This window comes from Sinomonas humi (assembly GCF_000802235.1).
GTDB lineage: Bacteria > Actinomycetota > Actinomycetes > Actinomycetales > Micrococcaceae > Sinomonas > Sinomonas humi.
The window spans coordinates 72,943-93,264 of record NZ_JTDL01000082.1 but is presented as its reverse complement, the minus strand read 5'-3'; the positions used below and the strand labels follow the sequence as shown (position 1 = coordinate 93,264).

The following is a 20,322-nucleotide window of genomic DNA, read 5'->3' as shown; positions in this document are numbered from 1 at the left end:
CCTCTGAGTTGGCCTTGGCAGACCTGAGAGCCGCCCCCACGAACTTTCACGCTCGCGGCCCTCAAGTGATCGTGGCTGCTGGCGTCGTGGAAATCACCGACCAGTTCGACCTCTGCGTGAAGGCACTTGAATCCAAGCACCGCTATTGGTGCGACTGGTTGGCACGCCGATGTGGCATAAGCCGGACTGAGGTTGCGGCACGGTGACAAGGAGAACGAACTTGAATGGCGTGAAAGACGGCACCGGAACTCGCCGCGATCCTCGAACGCGTCGAGTTTGCGGAAGAGTTGATTTTCAACAGCACCAGTCTTGCAGCCACAGACATCGCAGCACACATCGCCGCAGACCGACTCACCAACTGATGTGTGAATTGGGAATCTGCGAATGCTTAAGTTGAGGTCTGGCGAGGCGAATTACCTCCAGCAGGCGTTCCCTGCGGTGCAGATGGTGATGGCCCCATTGATGTCGGTGATTCGGCCGTAGTAGAAGTTCTGGGAGGTCCCGCCGGGCACGGGATAGGGATCGCCGACAGGGTAGCCGAGGGGACCTTTCTCGAAACCTGTGGACAGCCATGCCGCGCGGATCGGTCCGTACGTCGCGCTTGCATAAGTGCCGGCAGCGTCCATCAGGATCGCCCCGCCCTGATAGTTCTGGTATGACCAGCCGTTATTGAGGCCGGTGACGATCTCGGTCGTCGGGTACCCGAGCACTCCGTTTTCGAAGCCGTTGACCTGCCAGTCATGGCGGATGAGTCCCGTCGACAGATGTGTGCCGGATGCCGGCGAAGAGACGATCGCGCCGCCCTGGTAGTTCTGGTACGAGCCGCCGTTTCGTAGGCCGGTGACCACGTCGCTCGTCGGGTAGCCGAGGATGCCGTTCTCGAAGCCGGTGGACTGCCAGAGAGCGCGCATGAAGCCCAGCGATTCGTGGGCACCGGTCGCCGGCGACCACAGGAGGGCCCCGCCTTCGTAGTTCTGGTACACGCCGCCGTTACGCAGGCCCCCGACCTCGTCAGTGGTGGGGTAGCCCATGACGCCGTTCTCGAAGGCGAGAGCGGCCCATTCGTTGCGGATCGCTCCATGTGACACATACAGAGTCTGAGAGGGGGCCGAGATGATCGCCCCGTACTGGTAGTTGCGGTAGAAGCCCCCGTTACGGATGGCCGTCACCGGACTTGTGGCAGCCCCGAGGACCCATTGGGCGGCCTTGACGTCCATCCGCCCGGCGAGAGTGGGGGGTGTCGCCACCGTGAATTGCGACGAGACGGTGTTAAAGCTTGGCGACGAGACCGAGACCCAATAGGTCCCGTCCGAGGCACTGGCGGGAACCGTCACCTTCGCGGTGAACGTGCCGTCGCCGCCGACGGTCGCAGACCCAAGAGGTGAGACGTTGTTGAAGTGCACCGTCGTGGTGTCCGTGGGCTTGAACCCGGTACCCGTAACTGTCAGGGGCGACCCGGGAAGGCCCGACGAGGGGGAGAGCGTCATCGCGGGGCAGGAGGTCGGGAGCGCGCCGTTTGAGGGGATGAAGGACGGCATGGGTACGCCACCCCAGATCGCGTCGGCGATGCCCAGGCTCGCGTAAGGGTTGTTGCTGTACGTCGCCCTGATCGTGTTCCACGGCTGCTGGCACGAATAGTTCACGGACCACGTGGCGGTGGTACGTATCACCGTTGCCGTAGCTGGCACGGACGTTCCGGCGGTGGTCTGGCAGGTCGTGACCGCCGAATCCGTGGCGGTGCTCGTAGTGCTCGACCATTGCGAGAGGGTCGGCGAGGTGTAGACCACGTCACCGACGTAAAGCGCAACCTTCCCCTCTGGGGCAGTCTGGTTCAGGCTGGCGCACTGAGGGTCTGAGAACGTCTCCTGCGACAGCGTCTGGGTAGTGAAGGTGATCGTTCCCGATCCGCCGACCGTGCCGGGAGCGACCTTGAGGTCGATGACCCATGATGTGCCCGCGGCGCTCGCCTGCTCAATGCCGGTGACGAGGCCGGAGGCCAAAAGAGCGAGCCCTGCGAGCGTGGCTAAGCATGCGCGAACGCGCGCTGACTTCTGCTTCAAAAGATCCCCCAAGCACCGAAAGCGAATCGATGTGAAAACACCGGCGTGGCTGACATTAGGCCATGGAAAAGGCCGCGGCAAGATCTCCCAATAGTTCACTCTCAGAAGATGAACCCGCGGCATCGGCTTGCCGGACTGCACTTTTGTCCCCACGTGCCTTGGCGGTCGGATTTTGTCCCTCGAGAGAGTCCGCCATGAGGCCCGTTCCCCCTGGATCGGTGGATTCTTCGCGAGGCTCGCTCACGACCATGCGCCGCTATCGGTGCCGGAGCCCATGGCCCCGCTTGGTGCGAGCCGCTCAGCTTCAAGCGGTTCGGTCTGGCGCCGTCGCCAAGGTGCCGTGCGCGGCCGGGCGTCTTCTCCGTCGGGCGACTGCGATCACCGTGCCCGCAGCGGCGAGCAGTACCAGGGCGGACGTGCCGAGGATGACCGGCATGCCGTCCCCGGGTCTGCTGTTTCCCCCGTTGCTCTGGGTCTGGGGGGACGATCCCACGGCTTGCGCCTGCGGCGTCGCAGACGGGTTGCCTGAGGCTGTGGGGGCGATCGGCTGGAGCAGCTCTGGGCCCAGGACGGAGACGGTTTGGTCCTCGGGGTTGGTGACCAGGACGGACCCCTTGGGGGTGACTGCGAGATGGCCGGGGCTGGCCGAGACGGCGGCGCTGCGGGCGATTGCCCTTCCGCCGGGCCTGATCACGGACAGGTTCTGCGCCGTAGAGAGAACGTAGGCGGTGCCGTCGGAGGCCACCGCGACCTCCTTCGGGTACCTGACAGGCACCCGATAGGCCACAGCCGTCCCGCCGGGCCTGATCACGGCGACTTCGTTGGCGGTGATGTCCGTGACGTAGACCGTGCCGTCGGGGCCGACGGCGATCCCGTGAGGGTTGTCCGTGCGCCCGGGGGCGGAGCTGACCTGGATGGTCCGGGAGACCCTGCCGGCGCTCGCTGGGATGACGGACACTGTCCCGGCCACCTGGTTCGTGACGTATGCGGTGCCGTCCCGCGCGATCGCGACCTCCCTCGGCCCCGCCCCTACCGCGATCTCTCGCGCGATCGTGTCCGCGCCGGGCGGGATGACCGAGACCGTGCCCGAGCCGTAGTTGGGCACATAGACCGTCCCGTCCGAGGCCACGGCGATCAGATGGGCGCCCTGCGAGACGGGAATCGTGCGCGTGACCCCGTCGCCGCCCTTGGGAATCACGCCGATCTGCTCCTGCCGCGTGTCCGGATCGGTCCCTTCGAGATAGAGGGTGCCGTCGCCGGAGAGGCCGAGCCCGTTGGTGAGCAGGTTGGTCGAGAGGATCCGGGACGGTTCGCTCGCCCCCGCTGGCACGACGCTGACTCCCTTGCCCGACAGGTCGCCGATGTAGGCGGTGCCGTCAGCGCCGACGACGACGCCCAGCGGAGTCCACCACCCCGCGCGCGTGATGGTGTCACCCGGGGATGCCGAGGACGGGCCCGCGCCCAGCAGCAGCAACGCCCCTGTGAGGACCAGCCCCAGAACCTGCGAGAACCGCACCCGCCACCCCCATCGACAGTTCGGCGGCCCAGCCCGCCGAAACGCAGCATACCCGCGCTGAAGTGGTCCCCGTCGCCGACGAACGGGAGTGCGGCGCTCGGATATCCGGTTTTGGTCCCAGCGGTCAACTGTGACTTCCCCGAATCTCGAGAGAGCCGCTCACGTCTCGGGGAGAGGCACCGGCGTGCCGCCAAAGGAACCCTTTCAGTGCGAGTCCCACGGATTTTTTGGCAGGGCCACGGTTCACCACATGCGCATTGACCCCTCCAGAGATTGAGGCGAGGGTCGTGGTACTGGTAGGCGATTTCGTCGCCGACGATGTTCGGATCGGGAAACGGCCTCTCCATGGCCGCTACCTGGATGCGACGCCCAAGTTTTGAAAGCCACTGCGAGTCGGTCATGGATCCAGTGTTTCCAGAGTGTCAACAGACGCCTCCTGCTGGCGCGGGTGTCTTGAGGCGCCCTACGAGCTGAGAGTCACTTTCTTAGGCACCTTTCGGACCGGGGAAACGGGGGAGCGCCTGCATTAGCGGCTTCTCGAAGGGAGAAGGCACGAGGATGCCAGAGGTGCAGCCAGCCGCCGACTTACGGGCAGGTGCGGATGGGTCAACGGGGAGGAGGACAAGCTTTGGCAGACTAGTCGTGGCCAAGCGACGAGGACCCGCTGGCCTTTTTTTGAGTCGGGCGGGTTGCGCCGTTGGGAGCGCGAGGACCTGGCAGTTACGAGATCGTGATGGTGCCGTTGATGTCGGTGATCCTGCCGCCTTGGAAGTTCTGGGCGGTGCCGCCGGTCAGGGAGTAGACCTCGCTGGTCGGGTAGCCGAGGCGCCCGCCCTCGAACCCAGTGGACTGCCACGCGGCGCGGATCGGGCCGTACGATTCGTGGGCTCCTGACCCCGGGGACCAGATGACGGCGCCGCCCTGATAGTTCTGGTAGACGCCTCCGTTGCGCAGGCCGCCGACCTCGTCGGTCGTCGGGTAGCCCAGGATGCCGCCCTCGAAGCCGGTGGCCTGCCACTCGCCCCGGATGGCTCCGATGGATTCGTGGGTGCCCGAGGCCGGGGAGGAGACGATCGCTCCGCGCTGGTAGTTCTGGTAGGAGCCGCCGTTGGCGAGGCCGGTGGCCACCTCTGTGGTCGGGTAGCCCAGGACGCCGCTTTCGAAGCCGGTGGCCTGCCACTCGGCGCGGATGGGGCCGACGGATTCGTGGGGGCCGGTGGCCGGGGACCACAGGATGGCCCCGCCGTCGTAGTTCTGGTAGACGCCGCCGTTGACCAGCCCGCCGACCTCATCGCTGGTGGGGTAGCCCAGGGCGCCATTCTCGAAGCCCAACGCCGCCCACTCGCTGCGGATCGCGCCGTGGGAAACGAACAGGTACCCGGAGGGCGCTTCCACGACGGCACCGTACTGGTAGTTGCGGTAGTGGCCGAAGTTAAGGATGAAGGTGAGCGGACTCGTGGCGTTCCCTAGTCCCCAGCCGCCCGCCTTCGCATCCATCCACTGCGCAAGCGGCGGGACCGTGAAGGGAACCGCGGCCCAGTCCTGGGGCCCGCGGACGGACAGACTTGACGTGAAGCCCTCCGTTCCCGTGCCGCCCGGCCACCTTGGAATGGTGGCCGCGTAGGTGAAGGTCCCGTCCGCGCCAGTGGTGACCGTTCCGAGGGTCAAGGGGTCGGCGCCCCACAAGCTCACGGCGAGCAGTGTGTTGGCGGAGAAGCCCCAGCCCGTCATGGTCACCTTGGATCCTGCCACGCCCGAGGTGGGCGAGACGGTCAGCCCGGGGACCACCTTGAACGGCACCCGCCGGGTGTAGCTGCCGGGCGAGCTGACCACGATCCAGCCCTGCGTGACGGGAGCATTGGCGGGCACCGTGATCTTCGCCGTGAAGGTGCCGTCGGCACCGACGGTCGCAGAGCCGGTCGGGGTGGTGGTCATGTCAGTGTCGAAGGTCAACGTCGCGGGTGAGCCGGGAACGTAGCCGGTCCCGGTCACGGTCAGCGCCGAGCCGGGCGGACCCTCGGCGGCCGAGGGGGCTATGACGGGTGCTGCGGGTGGCGGCGGGCAGGATGCGGGGAGCGGGCCGGAGAAGTCCGGGACGAACCAGGTTGCGCGGCCCTGCAACGTGACGAGACCGGCTGCGTTGGTCAGGCCCGCCTCAGGGTCGGTCAGCGTGCCCGTGATCCCGAGCCCGGCGGGCTGGCACGAGAAATACTGCGTCCACGCGACCATGGTGCGGGTGACGGTTCCGCCCACTCCGGTGAGCAGGTTGCCGGTGGAGTCGTGGCACGTCGTGAACGTGCTCTGCGTGGTCGTGGCGGTCCACTGTGACAGCGGCGGGGACGTGTACGTCGAGCCCCCGATGTCAGTGTTCACCACGCCATTGGGGTGGAAGTCGGTAGTCTGGTTGACGCACTGCGGGTCGGTGTAGGTGACGACGACGCGTAGCAGCGCCTGGTAGTCGATGGACCCGGACCCATCCGCGCCAGCGGCGTAGACGATGCCCCCCACACCCGGCCATCCGGTCGGGGTCGCGGCGGTGGCGGGCACCGCGGCGGTGGCGGGCACCGCGGCGGTGACGAGGCCGACGCCTAGGAGCATTACTCCCAGGAGCGCGGACAACAATGCGCGAATGCGCGCTGAATTCTTCAAAAGGTCCCCCAGGCATCGAAGCCGAATCGATGTAAGGACATCGACGGGGCTCACGCTAGCGGGTTGGCAACGGGGACGACAAGCTTTGTCGGTAGTGAGTTATCACAAGAATTGCCTTCACTGTCAGGTCGGTGGGGGAGGCCGCCTCATGCAAGATCGCCCGCTCAAGGATTCCCACCGGACGGATTAGCTTCGGCGGGATGATTTCAAGGGAAGTCGTGGAAGTAACTGGGCCCCTCGTAGTTGCCGATCAGTCTGGCGAGTCCCACGGGAGTCTGGGAGCGCGGTAGCTACTGTGCTCACCCAGCAACAGGCTCTACGAGCTCGCCGACATCCGAAAAACCGCCGGGCACGAGTGGGGCGGTGCGCGCCGGCCTGGGCCAGGAGCCGGTCGAATGGCTCGACGAGCCCGAAGCAGTCGAGCGCCCTTAGCCCGTGGCGAAGGACTCGAAGGTCGAACGGCCCACGAAGAAGAGCGAATACGAGATCAAGTTCGCCTCGGCGCAGGCCGGAAGGGTTGGACCGACCTTGTGGCGACGATCAGGAACCCGCTCGTGGACGCCTGGGACTTCCTCACTCGGACGCCCGGGCTCGAGACGCCCACCAACTACAGGCTGAGGGGCGAGCTGGGGCGGGTGACCCGCGACGGCGCCACCCACGACCGGCGGCAGCACAAGCCGACGCTCAAAGGCGATGCCCGCATCTGGTTCTACGTGGAGGGGCATGTGGTCTACCTGGAGCAGGTGCACACGAGCCATCCCAACCAGACGAAGTAGCACAGCCCACCGCACAGAAGACGCCGCCGATACCGTAGAACGTGGCCGGGCAGGGGCATCCGGAACGCCTTGCATCCGGATCGGCCGGCCGCCGCGCTGCCTCGCCGAGCTCATCGCCGCAGCGGCGTGGCTGTAGCGGGATCCCTCACCGTACACGCGGTATGGTCGCGAAATGAACCGGGGGAGATGGACCGCACTCGTGGCGGCTGGCATCGTCGTCGTCGTCGCCGTCGTCGTCGTTACAGCCAGGTTCTGGGCGGTTCATCAGAGCACTTCCGATTGGGTGCTCTGGCCCAAGGAGGTTCCGTCGAAGGTCCAGTTCTCCGGCCGGGACTTTGACTGCCGGTCGACCCCGTCGCCGAGCACCCAGTCCTTGGATGGATTGACCATGCAAGGCAAGACCGCTGGGGGTGCAGACATCTACGCGGCGGCGCGACCCGCAGGCAGGGATGTCGTTGCTTCGATCCTGGTCAAGGCCCACGGCGGGACATTCACATGCCGGCTGATGGGAGGACCGTAGACTCACTCCGGAGTCTCCGGCAGGATGATGTACGAAAGTCGATCCTTCAGCGGGCGGAATAATGGCTGGATGGGCGGAGAACGCGATCAGGTGTTAGAGGCTGCCCGGGCTAGGGCTGAGGCGATGAAGGCCGGGGACCCGCAGGCCCTCAGCGGACTGCTCCACCCGCGCTTCAGATGGACTTCTCACACTGGCGAGCAGTTCGACAGGGCCTCCTACGTGAAGGCCAACACGGGTGGCGGGACGAGTTGGCGCGGGCAGGACCTGGGCGACCCGGAGGTCCTTCTTAGCGACAGGACGGCGGTCCTACGCGCAATAGTGGTCGACGAAGTCGGGGAGCCGGAACACCCGGAGGCGTACCGCATGCCGATGACCCAGGTCTGGGTGCTGACCGGACACGGGTGGAAGTGCCTGGCAGGCCATGCCGGCCCGCGCCTTAGCGGCATATAGTCATGCGACCTCTCGCCCAGCCCGGCAATGCTCCTCCAGGACAGGCAGATTTCCCGAGCCTCGAGATGCCGCTTCAAGAAGCACGATCTTTCTTCGCCTAGACCGTCGGATTCGTGGCCGACGCTGGCGCTGCAGGCGGCGAGCCCCCCGGCCGGCGTCATCGGGCGGCGGCTAACCCGTGTTGTCCCGAGTCGCGCGCTGAAGTGGTCCTTCAAGCCACCGCTCCACCTCCTTCTTGGAGCGCAGCCTGACCACCGTCACTGGTGGCGATGCCCTCTCCAGCGCCGGAACCTGAGCGCGGTACTGGAAGCGCGTGGAGATCGCCCAGCGCACAATATGCTCAGGGTCGGTGAAGAACGTGTGCAGAGGCGGCTCCATGTTGCCGTTCCATAGGACCTCCTGCCTGAGCCGGCGCCGTAGCGTTCGACGCACGACGCGCGGCAGCGTCGTCGTCCAAAAAGGAAGGTCGAGCCATACAACGAGGTCGGCACGCTCAGCTACCAGCGGGCGGGCGACGTTGTACTGCCACTCGGTCGTCCACGTCTCCTGTGCGGCCAGCGAACGGACATCGTCGAGGAATGACTCGCGCGGTACCCAGTCCTGTCCGTGGTAGAGCGCGTCGATCTCGGTGTGGGGTGCACCGATGACCGCCGCTATGCGTCCCGCAAGGGTTGTCTTCCCCGTTCCTGCAACGCCAGCAACGGCCACGCGGCGTGGGCGTAACGGGAGCGGATCGTTGTGGGACAGCACGGTACGGATGGTAGCGAACATCTCCCGCTAGCCGCCTGCAGGCCGATCCTTTCCTGGAACAAGCCGTTCGCCTCGTGAAGCTGTCTCCAGCTTTCTGTGTCGACTATCTTCGGCCCATGCCGGCGGTGCATCGGCTGCACCTGACTTGCCATTTAGAACGGGTAGCGTGTTCCCCTTGAATCTCGAAGCCAAGCGCGAGCACGCGTCTTTCTGACAGGTGCCCAAGCTCGAGCCCCTGATCCGTCAGGACGTGAGTGAGCGCGACGTTGACGCGCGGTTAGGCGGAGGGTGCGCCGCTGTCGATGATCCAAGCGACGCCGAACCGGTCAGTGAGCATCCCCGTAGAGAGGCGCAAAGGCCGCTGGCCCGAGCGGGGTGAGGATGCGGGCGCCATCGGCGAGCGCGGCGTCGTGTCACCCAACGACCGGGCCGCGCATCGCGGGGAGGATGACGTTGTCGATCAATGCCATCGAAAATTCGCGGGTGATGGGTTGCTGTTGAACGGACACGCGGCAGACGCACACCATCGGGACGACTTGCGCTCTGCTGGGGCTATCGTGATCGTGCGAGGAAGCGGGAGTGAGAATGCGGACGTTCTCGGCGCGGGAGCGGCGGCTCTTGATGGTGCAGCGACATCACTTGGCCGGCGACTCCGCAGGACCAGATCAGGTGGCGGCGGACCTCATCGGGCTGCACGCAACGGACCCGGCGAGCGTGTACCTGTCGGTGCTGGCCCGAAGCGCAGAGGCGACGATCGCCGAAGTCGCGGCGGCGATGTACGACCGCAGGACGCTGGTGCGGTGGATGGCGATGCGCCGCACGCTGTTCCTGTTCCCGACGCAAGATGTGCCGATCATCCAAGCCGCCGTCAGCTCGGCGCTCGCGTTGACGCTGCACCGGCAACTCGAGAGCCGAATCCGCCGCAACGGCACTGACCCGCCGCTCGGCGCCGACATCGAGGAGTGGCTGGATGGGGTCGGATCACGCGTGCGAGAGTCGCTGGGCCGCTTGGGCTCGGCGACCGGTGCGCAACTCGGCGCCGAGGTCCCGGAGCTGCGAACGACGATACGCCCCGGTTCGCGGTCGGAAAGAGCACAGAATCTCACCTCGCCATTACTGACGGCTATGAGCGCAGCCGGTGGCATCGTGCGCGGCAGCCCAACGGGTGCTTGGACGAGTCGGCACCATCGCTGGGAGCCCGTCGAGCGCTGGTGGCCTGAAGGAATGCCCGAGCTAGATGCCGCCGCGGCACAATCCGCCTTGGCACGACGCTGGCTCGAACGCTTCGGCCCGGCCACCATGGACGATCTCCAGTGGTGGACCGGCTGGAGCAAGACGACCGTCCGCCGGGCGCTCACAACGCTCCCGGTGGTCGACGTCGACCTTCACGGTCAGCCGGGGATCGCGCTCAGCGCCGAGCCGGGCACGGATTCCCTGGATCAGGCACCCGTCGCAACGCTGCTGCCCTCCCTCGATCCCACCCCTATGGGCTGGAAGCACCGAGAATGGTTCCTCGGAATCAGCCCGCACGACGTCTTCGACGCAGCCGGCAACATCGGCCCGACGGCGTGGTGGGACGGCGAAATCATCGGCTCCTGGGCCGTTGCCTCCGCCGGAGAGGTTCGCACCGTCCTGCTCGCTGACCGCGGACACGAGGCGGCCCAGGCGCTCGACGCCGCAGCCGCACACTTACAGCAACGACTCGACGGCACAGCTGTCACGCCCGCGATCCGCACGCGTCTGGAGCGCAGCCTCACCCAACCGGTTCGATGAGTTCGGGCCCGTTGTTCTGGACGCTGTTGACAAGGTTGCTCACCACGCGCGGCACGAGGTGGGGCTCGGGCATCGCATCGATGAGGCTGCGCACGTCGCCTTCCGACGTGATCTCAGGGTTGAGCCAATCTGCCCAGAGGTCCTTGGGAATGATGAGCGGGGTACGGTCGTGGATGTGCCCGAGGGCGTCCGAGGCCGGTGCCGTAATGATGGTGCAGGTCCTCAGCCAGCGGTGTGGGTCATCGGGGGCCATCGTCGGGTCCGGCCAGTTTTCAAACAGGGCCGCGAAGGCAAGGGCACCTTCATCCGGGGCGTGGAGGTAGGTGGGAATCTTGGTCGGCTTCGCGCCGTTCTCCTCCTTCTGCCATTCGTAGTACCCGTCGGCTGGAACGAGGGCACGCCGGTGCGATGCCGCCTTGCGGAACGAGGGCTTCTCGGTCACGGTCTCGCGCCTTGCGTTGATGAGACGCGCTGCTCCCTTCGTATCCTTGGCCCACGAAGGCACGAGTCCCCAGCGCGCCGTGACAAGCTTGCGAGAGAGGTCCTTCGTCTCACGATCTCGCCTATCCAGGACAATCGGCACGGGGTCGGTCGGGGCAACGTTATAGGAGGGCTCGAGGGACTCGACCAAGGTTTCGTCGACGTCGAACTCCGCCACGAGGTCGCCGACCGCCCGGGCCATGACGTATCTGCCGCACATGCCGCCATTATCCCCGTTCACACCCCCCGCGCTCCCGTCTACACTGGGCGTGTTCGAAAACATGTTCGATTAGGAGCCAGTGACGGAAGAGTTCACCCATCTGCACGTCGCGACCTCCTTCAGCGCACCCTATGGCGTCTCGTCGCCGGAGGACTTGGCTGCCGCTGCGGAGGCGAATGGCGCGAGCGCCCTCGCATGCACCGATCGTGACGGCCTCTACGGCGCCGTCAAGCACGTCTCCGCGTGCAAGCAGGCGGGTCTTGACCCCATCGTGGGGGTGGACCTCGCCATCCTCGCCGAGCCGGACGACGACGGCCGAGCGCACCCGGGTGCCAAGAAGCCGCGCCGAGGCTCCTCAGGCGTCGCGGGGCGCGTCGTCGTCCTCGCTCACGGCCACAACGCAGGGGCGGGCTGGAAGGCCCTGTGCCGCCTCGTCTCGGATGCACACGCCCACACAGGCGGCAAGGCAGGCAGCGCCGTCCCGGTCGGCGTCCTCCGCTCGGAACTGGCGGCACGATGCATCGACGCGGACACCGGGCGTCCAGTCCTCACAGTGCTCATAGGGCCGGACTCCGACGTCGGCCGCGCGATGTCCGGCCCTCGCTTCCTGCGCCCGCGGACCCTTTTCAGGGACTGGCTCGACGCCATGCCCGTTGGGGTCGTCACGGTGGAACTCGTCACGCATCTCACTGCCCCCGGCCAGCCCCTCAGCACGAGCCACGCAGTCCGAATGCTGCGCCTCGCGAATGAGCACTCGGTCCCGGCGGTACTGACGAATGGGGTGCGGTATGCCGAGGAGAACGGCGCCTCGGGCGAGCCGTCCGGGCAGAGCTGGCTCAAGCCCGCCGCTCTCATGCATCAGCTCGGCCGCGAGATCATCGGGTCGGCGGGACTCGGAGGGCACGACCTCGCGAACCTCCTCGGAAACACGGAACGCATCGCAGACCGCTGCCGTCTCGACCCGGCCCTTGACGCGGGATGGGGCCAGCCGATGGTCCCGGAAGCCTCGGTTGTCGGATTCGCCGGTGAGCCGCGGCAGGAACTCGCCGAACGGTGCCGGGCAGGTATTGCGAGGCGTTTCCCCGGATTCTCTGGGGACGCCGAGGAGCGCGTGCACCAGCGGCTGGACCAGGAACTGCAGATTGTAGGCAACCTCGGTTTCGCCTCGTACTTCCTTGCCGTTGGCGATGTCGTCGAGACGATCCGGGGTATGGGCGTGCGCTCGGCGGTCCCGGGCCCGGGAGCCTCCAGTCTCGTGAATTACCTGCTCGGCATCAGCCACATCGACCCCGTGCGGCACGGACTCGTCTTCGAACATTTCCTGGCTCGCGACGGCTCGAGCTTTCCTGATCTCGAGATCGACGTCGAGAGCGCCGAACAGCGCAACATCTACCGGCGCATCTTCAAGCGATTCGGGTCGCAGCGAGCGGCGCTCGTGAGCATGCAGAACGGGTACCGTGCACCCGGCGGCGCCCAGCGCAGCGGACTCCCGCTCGGCCTCGACGAGGGGGAAGCCGGAGACATCGCGAAGCGGCTCGACGGCCTCCCGCTTGATGTCTCCACTCCACCATGGGGCGTGATCCTCGGCGACGCCGGGTTGCTCGACCGCACTCCCGTCCAGCCGAGCGGGGTCGGCCTTCCCATGAGCCAGTTCGAGAAGGACGACATCGGTCGGATCGGCGTCATCAAGCTGGGCCTGGTCGGCGTGCGGCTGCAGAGCTCGATGGCGTTCGCCGCGAGAGAAGTCGAGCGGATCGAGGGGATCGCGATCGACCTCGACGCGGTGCCCCTCGACGACGAGCCAACCTACGAGCTCATCCGCTCGACGCGCACGCTCGGCTGCTTCGAGATCGAATCACCGGCCCGACGCGAGCCTGCCGGGCGGGTGGGTCCCCGCGCGTTCAGCGACCTCATCACGGACGGCGGACTTGCCCAGGCAATGCCGACTTACCAGACGGCGTGGCTCAAGGCGCATCATCCCGAGGCCTTCCTCGCGGGGGTCTTCGAGCACGAGCCCGGAATGTGCCCCAAGCGGGTGCTCGTTGCGGAAGCGCGCCGCATGGACGTTCCGATCCTGCCGCTGGACATCAACGCGAGCCGGGACGAATACCGCGTAGAGCGCGTCGAGGAGGGACCCGATGCGGGGAGGCTCGGGATCCGGTTCGCGCTCAAGGGGATCACCGGTGTGTCCGAGGCCGAGCTGCGCCGGATCGTCGACGGGCAGCCCTACGCGACCATCGCCGACCTCCGGGATCGAGCGCGCCTCTCGAGGTCGTCGCTCCGCCGGCTCGCCGAGCTCGGCGCGCTCGACTCGCTGCACCGTGACGTCGCGGCCCGCGGCAGCCGGGCCGATCTCCTGGCGCACCTCGCACAGCTCGCCTCACGGCCGGCATCGCGGCGGGACGAGCCGATCGAGGGCCAGCTCGCCCTCGACATCGCCTGACGCCGGCCCCGCGGGGCATCCTGTCCTGCCCGGACCGGCGTCGGCGTCCGCGGCGTGATGGTGCAGCAGGGGGCCCCGCCGTTTCCGATAGGCTTGACGATGGCTGGCTGTGGTCCCCGTATGCCACAAGCTATGAAGCCGAGAGATCAAGAGGAGACGCCCGTGTCAGATGCCCAGCAGATCACCGTTTTCGTGGACGGCGAAGAACGCACCGTCACGCCGGGCACCACGGGAGCGGACCTCTTCGAGGGTCGCCGCGAGATCGTCGTCGTTCGCGTCGATGGCGTCCTGAAGGACCTCGACCAGCCGATCCCGGCGATGGCTGTCGTTGAGGGCGTTGACATCGCGTCTCAGGACGGCCTCAATGTCCTGCGCCACTCGACGGCCCACGTCATGGCGCAGGCCGTCCAGCAGCTCCGCCCCGATGCGAAGCTCGGCATCGGCCCGTACATCAAGGACGGCTTCTACTTCGACTTCGACGTCGAGGAGCCGTTCACGCCCGAGGACCTGCGGACCCTCGAGAAGATGATGCTCAAGATCGTCAACCAGAACCAGCTCTTCCGCCGGCGCGTCGTCACGGAGGTCGAGGCCGGTGCGGCGATGGCCAACGAGCCGTACAAACTCATCATCCTGGGCGCCAAGGACAACCAGTCCGAGGGCGCTGAGAAGGAGGGCGCGAACGTCGAGGTTGGCGTCGGCGAGATCACGATCTACGACAACGTGGACCGCAAGACGGGCGACGTCGTGTGGTGCGACCTGTGCCGCGGACCGCACCTGCCGAACACGAAGCTCATCTCCAATGCGTTCGCTCTGACGCGCTCCGCCGCCGCGTACTGGCTCGGCAGCGAGAAGAACAAGCAGCTCCAGCGCATCTACGGCACCGCGTGGCCCACGAAGGAAGCGCTCAAGGAGTATCAGGACCGCATCGCGGAGGCTGAACGGCGCGATCACCGCAAGCTCGGTGCCGAACTCGACCTCTTCTCGTTCCCGGACGAACTCGGCTCGGGCCTGCCGGTCTTCCACCCCAAGGGCGGCATCATCAAGCGCGAGATGGAAGACTACGTGCGCCGTCGGCACATCGAGGAGGGCTTCCAGTACGTCGGGACCCCGCACATCTCGAAGGACGGCCTGTTCCACACCTCAGGGCACCTGCCGTACTACGCAGACACGATGTTCCCGCCGCTCCACGTCGACGAGGAACGCGATGAGGAAGGCAACATCGTCAAGCCCGGGCAGGACTACCGCCTCAAGGCGATGAACTGCCCCATGCACAACCTCATCTACCGCTCGCGGGGCCGGTCCTATCGGGAGCTGCCGATGCGGCTCTTCGAGTTCGGGCACGTCTACCGCTACGAGAAGTCCGGCGTCGTTCACGGCCTGACCCGCGTTCGCGGCTTTGCGCAGGACGATTCCCACTCCTACGTGACGAAGGAGCAGGCGCCCGGCGAGGTCAAGCACCTGCTGGACTTCATCCTCTCGCTCCTGCGCGACTTCGGCCTGAACGACTTCTACCTCGAGCTCTCGACCCGCGATCCTGAGTCAGACAAGTTCATCGGCACCGATGAGCAGTGGGAGGAAGCCACCGCAGTCCTCGAGCGTGTGGCCAGGGAGACCGGCCTCGAGCTCGTGCCGGATCCGGGCGGGGCGGCGTACTACGGTCCGAAGATCTCGGTTCAGGCCAGAGACGCGATTGGCCGCACGTGGCAGATGTCCACGGTGCAGTACGACTTCAACCAGCCCGCGCGGTTCGGCCTCGAGTATCAGGCTGCAGACGGCACTCGTCAGGAGCCGGTCATGATCCACGCGGCGAAGTTCGGGTCGATCGAACGCTTCCTCGGGGTGCTCACCGAGCACTACGCGGGTGCCTTCCCCGCGTGGCTTGCGCCCGTTCAGGTTGTGGCGATCCCGGTCGCCGAGGCTTTCAACGACTACCTGTACGACGTCGTCGCCCGCCTCAAGAAGGAAGGCATCCGTGCGGAGGTGGACGCCTCGAGCGACCGGTTCCCGAAGAAGATCCGGACGGCCAGCAAGGAAAAGGTGCCGTTCGTGCTCATCGCCGGGGGCGAGGACGCGGAGGCCGGGGCGGTCTCGTTCCGCTTCCGGGACGGAAGCCAGGACAACGGTGTGCCGGTCGAAGAGGCGATCAAGCGCATCGTAGAGGCCGTTCGGACGAGGGCTCTCTGATATGGCCGAGCCCACGGGCGCTGAGGGTCAGCGAGCGCAGTCAGTCACCGATGTCGAAGGATCAGACAGCGAAGTGACGGATTCGTTCGAGCTGCCCGGAACGCCGGATGCCTTCGGGCGCCTGTGGACTCCGCACCGCATGGCGTACATCAAGGGTGGGCAGGGCCAGTACAAGGACAAGGAATGCCCGTTCTGTGCTGCTCCGGGCCGGAGCGACGAGGAGTCGCTGATCGTGCACCGGGGCAAGACGTGTTACGCCATCCTCAACCTGTATCCATACAACCCCGGGCACATTCTCGTCTGTCCGTACCGTCATGTGGCCGACTACACCGACATCTCCCGGGAAGAGACGGATGAGATGGCCGCGATGACCCAGGCAGCGATGCGCGTGATCCGCAAGGTTGCCCACCCCCACGGCTTCAACCTCGGGATCAACCAGGGCGATGCCGGCGGTGCAGGGATAGCCGCTCATCTGCACCAGCACGTGGTGCCCCGGTGGGGAGGGGACGGCAACTTCCTGCCGATCATCGCCCAGACGAAGCAGATCACGCAGACCCTCGATGAGACGAGGGGCCTCCTCGCCGATGCGTGGCCCGAGGACGGAGTGCTTGTGGACGGAAAGGGCGCGGGTGCTCAATAGACACGCCCGGGCGCTGTTCACGCGGCTCTTCGCCCCGCTCGCCAACGCTCTGATCCGTGCCGGGATCTCACCGGATGTCGTGACCTTCATCGGAACCGCGGGCGTCACCGCCTCGGCCCTCATCCTGTTTCCGCTCGGCCACCTGTTCTGGGGTGTCGTAGCGATCACGCTGTTCGTCTTCTCAGACGTCCTCGACGGGATCATGGCGCGCCTCGTGAACCGGAAGGGCCGCTGGGGAGGCTTCCTCGACTCGACCCTCGACAGGGTCCAGGACGATGCAATCTTCCTCGGGCTCGCGCTGTGGTTCTACGGCGGGGGGCACGACGACGGAACGGGTGCCCTCGCCGTCGTCTGCATCCTTCTCGGCAACCTCGTCTCGTATGCCCGCGCGAAAGCGGAGTCCCTCGGATACGAGGCGAACGTCGGCGTTGCCGAGCGGGCTGAGCGGCTCGTCTCGGTGCTCGTTGTCGCGGGCCTGTGCGGTCTCGGCCTCCCGACTCCGTTCCTTTTCTGGACCCTCGCCGTCCTCGCCGCCGCGAGTGCTGTCACTGTGGTGCAGCGCGTGGTCGCTGTCCGCTCCCAAACGAAGGCGGAGTCCGGCTCTGCCTGATTGCGGCGTTGTACAGTCGCCCACTCCGGCCTAGGGGCGGCTGTCACGTCGCACGGATCACAACCGGGCTCGTGCGGCGATAGACTGGGAGCAACCCCAAGGATTTCCCTGTCATGACGGCCGGATCCCTCCGACCGTCCGCCAGCAAGCCAATAGAAAGACGAGCACGTGTCTACTGAAGCAAATTCCTCGGCTCCGACCACCGGCAGCGACCGCGTCAAGCGCGGTATGGCGGAGATGCTCAAGGGCGGCGTCATCATGGACGTCGTCAACGTCGAGCAGGCGAAGATCGCCGAGGACGCCGGCGCCGTGGCCGTGATGGCCCTCGAGCGAGTCCCTGCCGACATCCGCGCCCAGGGCGGCGTGTCCCGCATGTCGGACCCGGACATGATCGACTCGATCATCGAGGCTGTCTCGATCCCGGTCATGGCCAAGGCCCGCATCGGCCATTTCGTCGAGGCCCAGGTCCTGCAGTCCCTCGGCGTGGACTACATCGACGAGTCCGAGGTCCTGACCCCGGCCGACTACGAGAACCACATCGACAAGTGGCAGTTCACGGTCCCGTTCGTGTGCGGTGCGACCAACCTCGGCGAGGCGCTGCGCCGGATCAACGAGGGCGCGGCCATGATCCGCTCCAAGGGCGAGGCCGGCACGGGCGACGTCTCCAACGCCACCACTCACATGCGCAAGATCCGCGCCGAGATCAAGCGCCTGACCACCATGGCCGAGGACGAGCTCTACGTCGCGGCCAAGGAGCTCCAGGCCCCGTATCAGCTCGTGCGCGAGATCGCCGAGACGGGCAAGCTCCCCGTCGTGCTCTTCACCGCCGGCGGCATCGCGACCCCGGCGGACGCGGCGATGATGATGCAGCTCGGCGCCGACGGCGTCTTCGTCGGCTCGGGCATCTTCAAGTCCGGCAACCCCGCCCAGCGGGCCGCCGCCGTCGTCAAGGCCACGACGTTCTTCGACGACCCGGACATGATCGCGAAGGTCTCCCGCGGCCTGGGCGAGGCCATGGTCGGCATCAACGTCGACGAGATCCCCGAGCCCCACCGCCTCGCCGAGCGCGGCTGGTGACCGGACTTAGAACCGGATAGCCGCTTCTAGAGGCAACGACGACGGCCCGCACCTGATCGCTCAGGTGTGGGCCGTCGTCGTACTCTGAAGACTTCACCTCGGAAGCTGGCAGAGTGCTCGCGTCTCAGACGAGGCCACGCCTCGTGAGCAGCGGCGCGACGTCGGCATCGCGCCCGCGGAAAGCGCGGAACGAGTCAAGCGGGTCCCGTGAGAAACCACGGGACAGGAGTTCGGTACGGAACGTTTCGCCGTTAGAGCGAGTCAGTCCGCCGTTCTCCTTGAACCACTCCACCGTGTCCGCGTCGAGGACCTCGCTCCAGATATAGGACCAGTAGCCAGCGGCGTACCAGCCACCGGCAAAGATGTGCTGGAAGTAGCCCGTGCGGTAGCGGGGAGGAACAAGGGGAACGGCGACTCCAGCACCTTCGAGCGCACGCGCCTCAAACTCGAGGACGTCGCCGGGGTCCTCGCCGGCAGCGAGCCGGTGCCACGCGAGGTCCAAGAGGGCAGCTCCCAGATACTCTGTCGTCGCGTAGCCCTCGCCCCACAGCTGTGCCGCGTCGAGCGCCTCGATCTGGGAGCTCGGAAGCGGCTCGCCGGTCTCGTAGTGCCGCGCGTAGTTGGCGATCACTTCGGGCCAGAGGAGCCACATCTCGTTGACCTGTGATGGGTACTCGACGAAATCGCGTGGGACGTTCGTGCCGGAGAACTTCGGGTACTCGACGTCGGAGAGAAGCCCATGAAGGGCGTGCCCGAACTCGTGGAAGGCGGTACGGGCCTCATCGAGGGTCAGGAGGGTGGGCTCGCCGGGAGCGGGCTTCTTGATGTTGAGGTTGTTGATGACAACCGGCCGGTCGCCCGTGAGCCTTGCCTGCTCAACGAGAGCGTTCATCCACGCGCCGCCGCGCTTAGTGGGCCGGGCGAAGTAGTCGCCCAGGAACAGCCCGAGACCAGCACCATCTGCGTCGAAGACCTCCCAGACCCGCACGTCCTCGTGGTAGCCGACCAGGTCGGGGCGTTCCTCGAAGCGGAGCCCGTAGAGCTGGCCCGCCGCAAAGAAGACCCCGTCCCGCAGGAGCCGGTCGAGCTCGAAGTACGGCCGGAGTGCCTGCTCGTCCACGGCGTACCGCTCGCGACGCACCTTGGCGGAGTAGAAGGCCCAGTCCCACGGCTCAAGGTCATGGCCCGCCGTCTCTGCGAGCACCCGGGCCTCGGCCGCGGCGTTACGCACCGCCGGCGGCGTGAGCTGGCCCAGCATGGTGCGCACGGCATCGGCTGAGGGCGCCGTCTGATCATCCACCGCTAGGTCAGCAAAACTCGCGTAACCGAGGAGCTCGGCCTTCTCCGCCCGAAGGCGCACCATGTCCCGGACTAGGCCAAGGACGTCGGTATCGCCGCCCGAGCTTCCACGGGCCACCGACGCCTCGAAGATCCGTCGGCGGACCTCGCGGTTCTCGAGGACGGCGAGCACGGGCTGTCCCGTCGGCTGGATGAACGTGATGAGCCAGCCGGCGTCGTGCCCTGCGGCGCGCGCTGCCTGCTCGGCGCTCGCGCGGCCATCGGGGGACATGCCCGCGAGCTCGTCCTCGTCAGTGATGAGAACCGCGGCCCTATTGATGCCCTTCGAAACGCGCTGGCCGTATTCCGTCCCGAGCCGCGAGAGCTCTGAATTGAGTTCATGGAGCCGGCTTTGGCCGGCGTCATCAAGGTCCGCTCCGGCTCTGCGGAAGTCGTTGAGCCATTCGGCAACGAGCCGGCACGATTCCGGGTCGAGTCCGGAAGTGTCGATGGCCGCAAACCGGTCCCGGAGAGCGCGATTGAGAAGGATCGCGTCGTCATGAGCGCTCAGCTTGGGCATAATGTCGGTCTCGAGCGCGCGGATGGACTCCGTCCCGTGCGACGAGACCAGCGTGGTGAATGATTCGACGGCACGCAGGAGCGTCTTGCCCGAGCGCTCGAGTGCCACGGCGGTGTTCTCGAACGTCGGTGACTCGGCGTTCTCGGTGATCGCCGCGATCTCGGCGAGCTGTTCCGCGATGCCAGCCGCCACGGCTTCCGCGTAATGCGAGTCGCTGATCTCAGCGAAAGGCGGCAGGCCGTAGGGGAGCGGGCTGGGTGCCAGGAGCGGGTTGGTCATGAAAGGAGCCTTTCACGCAGTGGGGCCCCGGGCAAGC

Annotated in this window: 15 protein-coding genes and 1 pseudogene; 10 read left to right on the top strand and 6 right to left on the bottom strand. The window is 66.6% G+C overall.

The window, feature by feature from the left end:
* Positions 1 to 413 precede the first annotated feature (413 nt).
* The 3 genes from LK10_RS20770 to LK10_RS20765 form a co-directional block, all read right to left on the bottom strand.
* Entirely contained in the window at positions 414 to 2,060 is a 1,647-nt protein-coding gene (locus LK10_RS20770) for an LGFP repeat-containing protein (RefSeq protein ID WP_052207028.1), read from the bottom strand.
* A gap of 304 nt (positions 2,061 to 2,364) precedes the next feature.
* Positions 2,365 to 3,576, bottom strand: a complete 1,212-nt coding sequence (locus LK10_RS06325; protein WP_052207027.1) for a beta-propeller fold lactonase family protein — start codon at positions 3,574 to 3,576, stop codon at positions 2,365 to 2,367.
* A 720-nt stretch (positions 3,577 to 4,296) separates the two neighbouring features.
* Positions 4,297 to 6,174: an LGFP repeat-containing protein gene (locus LK10_RS20765; protein WP_052207026.1), complete on the bottom strand. Its 1,878-nt coding sequence runs from the start codon at positions 6,172 to 6,174 to the stop codon at positions 4,297 to 4,299.
* A gap of 581 nt (positions 6,175 to 6,755) precedes the next feature.
* Between LK10_RS20765 and LK10_RS06315 the strand changes: the two genes are divergently transcribed.
* The 3 genes from LK10_RS06315 to LK10_RS06305 all read left to right on the top strand — a co-directional run bounded on the left by LK10_RS06315 (position 6,756) and on the right by LK10_RS06305 (position 7,971).
* A complete protein-coding gene (locus tag LK10_RS06315) occupies positions 6,756 to 7,001 on the top strand; it encodes a hypothetical protein (RefSeq protein ID WP_231567640.1) in 246 nt (81 codons plus the stop codon).
* A gap of 172 nt (positions 7,002 to 7,173) precedes the next feature.
* Complete coding sequence (locus tag LK10_RS06310) at positions 7,174 to 7,521, top strand: hypothetical protein (RefSeq protein WP_081998323.1); 348 nt, start codon at positions 7,174 to 7,176, stop codon at positions 7,519 to 7,521.
* A 69-nt stretch (positions 7,522 to 7,590) separates the two neighbouring features.
* Entirely contained in the window at positions 7,591 to 7,971 is a 381-nt protein-coding gene (locus tag LK10_RS06305; protein ID WP_043121236.1) for a nuclear transport factor 2 family protein, read from the top strand.
* Positions 7,972 to 8,142: 171 nt separating this feature from the next.
* Here the strand turns inward: LK10_RS06305 and LK10_RS06300 are convergent, their stop codons facing one another.
* Positions 8,143 to 8,721 (bottom strand): adenylate kinase family protein, encoded by a 579-nt coding sequence (locus LK10_RS06300; RefSeq protein WP_197061869.1) that lies wholly within the window; start codon positions 8,719 to 8,721, stop codon positions 8,143 to 8,145.
* Between the two features lie 585 nt (positions 8,722 to 9,306).
* Between LK10_RS06300 and LK10_RS06295 the strand changes: the two genes are divergently transcribed.
* The gene (locus LK10_RS06295; RefSeq protein WP_043121233.1) at positions 9,307 to 10,494 is read left to right on the top strand and encodes a winged helix DNA-binding domain-containing protein; all 1,188 of its coding nucleotides are present in this window, start codon (positions 9,307 to 9,309) and stop codon (positions 10,492 to 10,494) included.
* On the opposite strand, the gene LK10_RS06290 is transcribed toward LK10_RS06295, so the two are convergent.
* A complete protein-coding gene (locus LK10_RS06290) occupies positions 10,475 to 11,194 on the bottom strand; it encodes an SOS response-associated peptidase (protein WP_043121231.1) in 720 nt (239 codons plus the stop codon). The genes LK10_RS06295 and LK10_RS06290 overlap by 20 nt on opposite strands.
* Before the next feature lie 79 nt (positions 11,195 to 11,273).
* Here LK10_RS06290 and LK10_RS06285 point away from each other — a divergent pair.
* The 6 genes and pseudogenes from LK10_RS06285 to pdxS form a co-directional block, all read left to right on the top strand.
* A pseudogene (locus tag LK10_RS06285) lies at positions 11,274 to 13,139 on the top strand (PHP domain-containing protein); the annotation flags it as partial.
* Positions 13,134 to 13,637, top strand: coding sequence for a helix-hairpin-helix domain-containing protein (locus LK10_RS23010; protein ID WP_408021445.1), 504 nt, complete (start codon positions 13,134 to 13,136; stop codon positions 13,635 to 13,637). The pseudogene LK10_RS06285 and the gene LK10_RS23010, both read left to right, overlap by 6 nt.
* Before the next feature lie 162 nt (positions 13,638 to 13,799).
* Positions 13,800 to 15,821, top strand: a complete 2,022-nt coding sequence (gene thrS / locus LK10_RS06280) for a threonine--tRNA ligase (RefSeq protein ID WP_043121229.1) — start codon at positions 13,800 to 13,802, stop codon at positions 15,819 to 15,821.
* 1 nt (position 15,822) lies between these two features.
* Complete coding sequence (locus tag LK10_RS06275) at positions 15,823 to 16,461, top strand: HIT family protein (protein WP_081998321.1); 639 nt, start codon at positions 15,823 to 15,825, stop codon at positions 16,459 to 16,461.
* A complete protein-coding gene (gene pgsA, locus LK10_RS06270; RefSeq protein WP_043121228.1) occupies positions 16,451 to 17,071 on the top strand; it encodes a phosphatidylinositol phosphate synthase in 621 nt (206 codons plus the stop codon). The genes LK10_RS06275 and pgsA overlap by 11 nt, the downstream gene beginning before the upstream one ends.
* Before the next feature lie 168 nt (positions 17,072 to 17,239).
* Positions 17,240 to 18,148 (top strand): pyridoxal 5'-phosphate synthase lyase subunit PdxS, encoded by a 909-nt coding sequence (gene pdxS / locus LK10_RS06265; RefSeq protein WP_043121227.1) that lies wholly within the window; start codon positions 17,240 to 17,242, stop codon positions 18,146 to 18,148.
* Between the two features lie 124 nt (positions 18,149 to 18,272).
* On the opposite strand, the gene LK10_RS06260 is transcribed toward pdxS, so the two are convergent.
* Positions 18,273 to 20,285, bottom strand: coding sequence for a M3 family metallopeptidase (locus tag LK10_RS06260; RefSeq protein WP_043121225.1), 2,013 nt, complete (start codon positions 20,283 to 20,285; stop codon positions 18,273 to 18,275).
* Positions 20,286 to 20,322 lie beyond the last annotated feature (37 nt).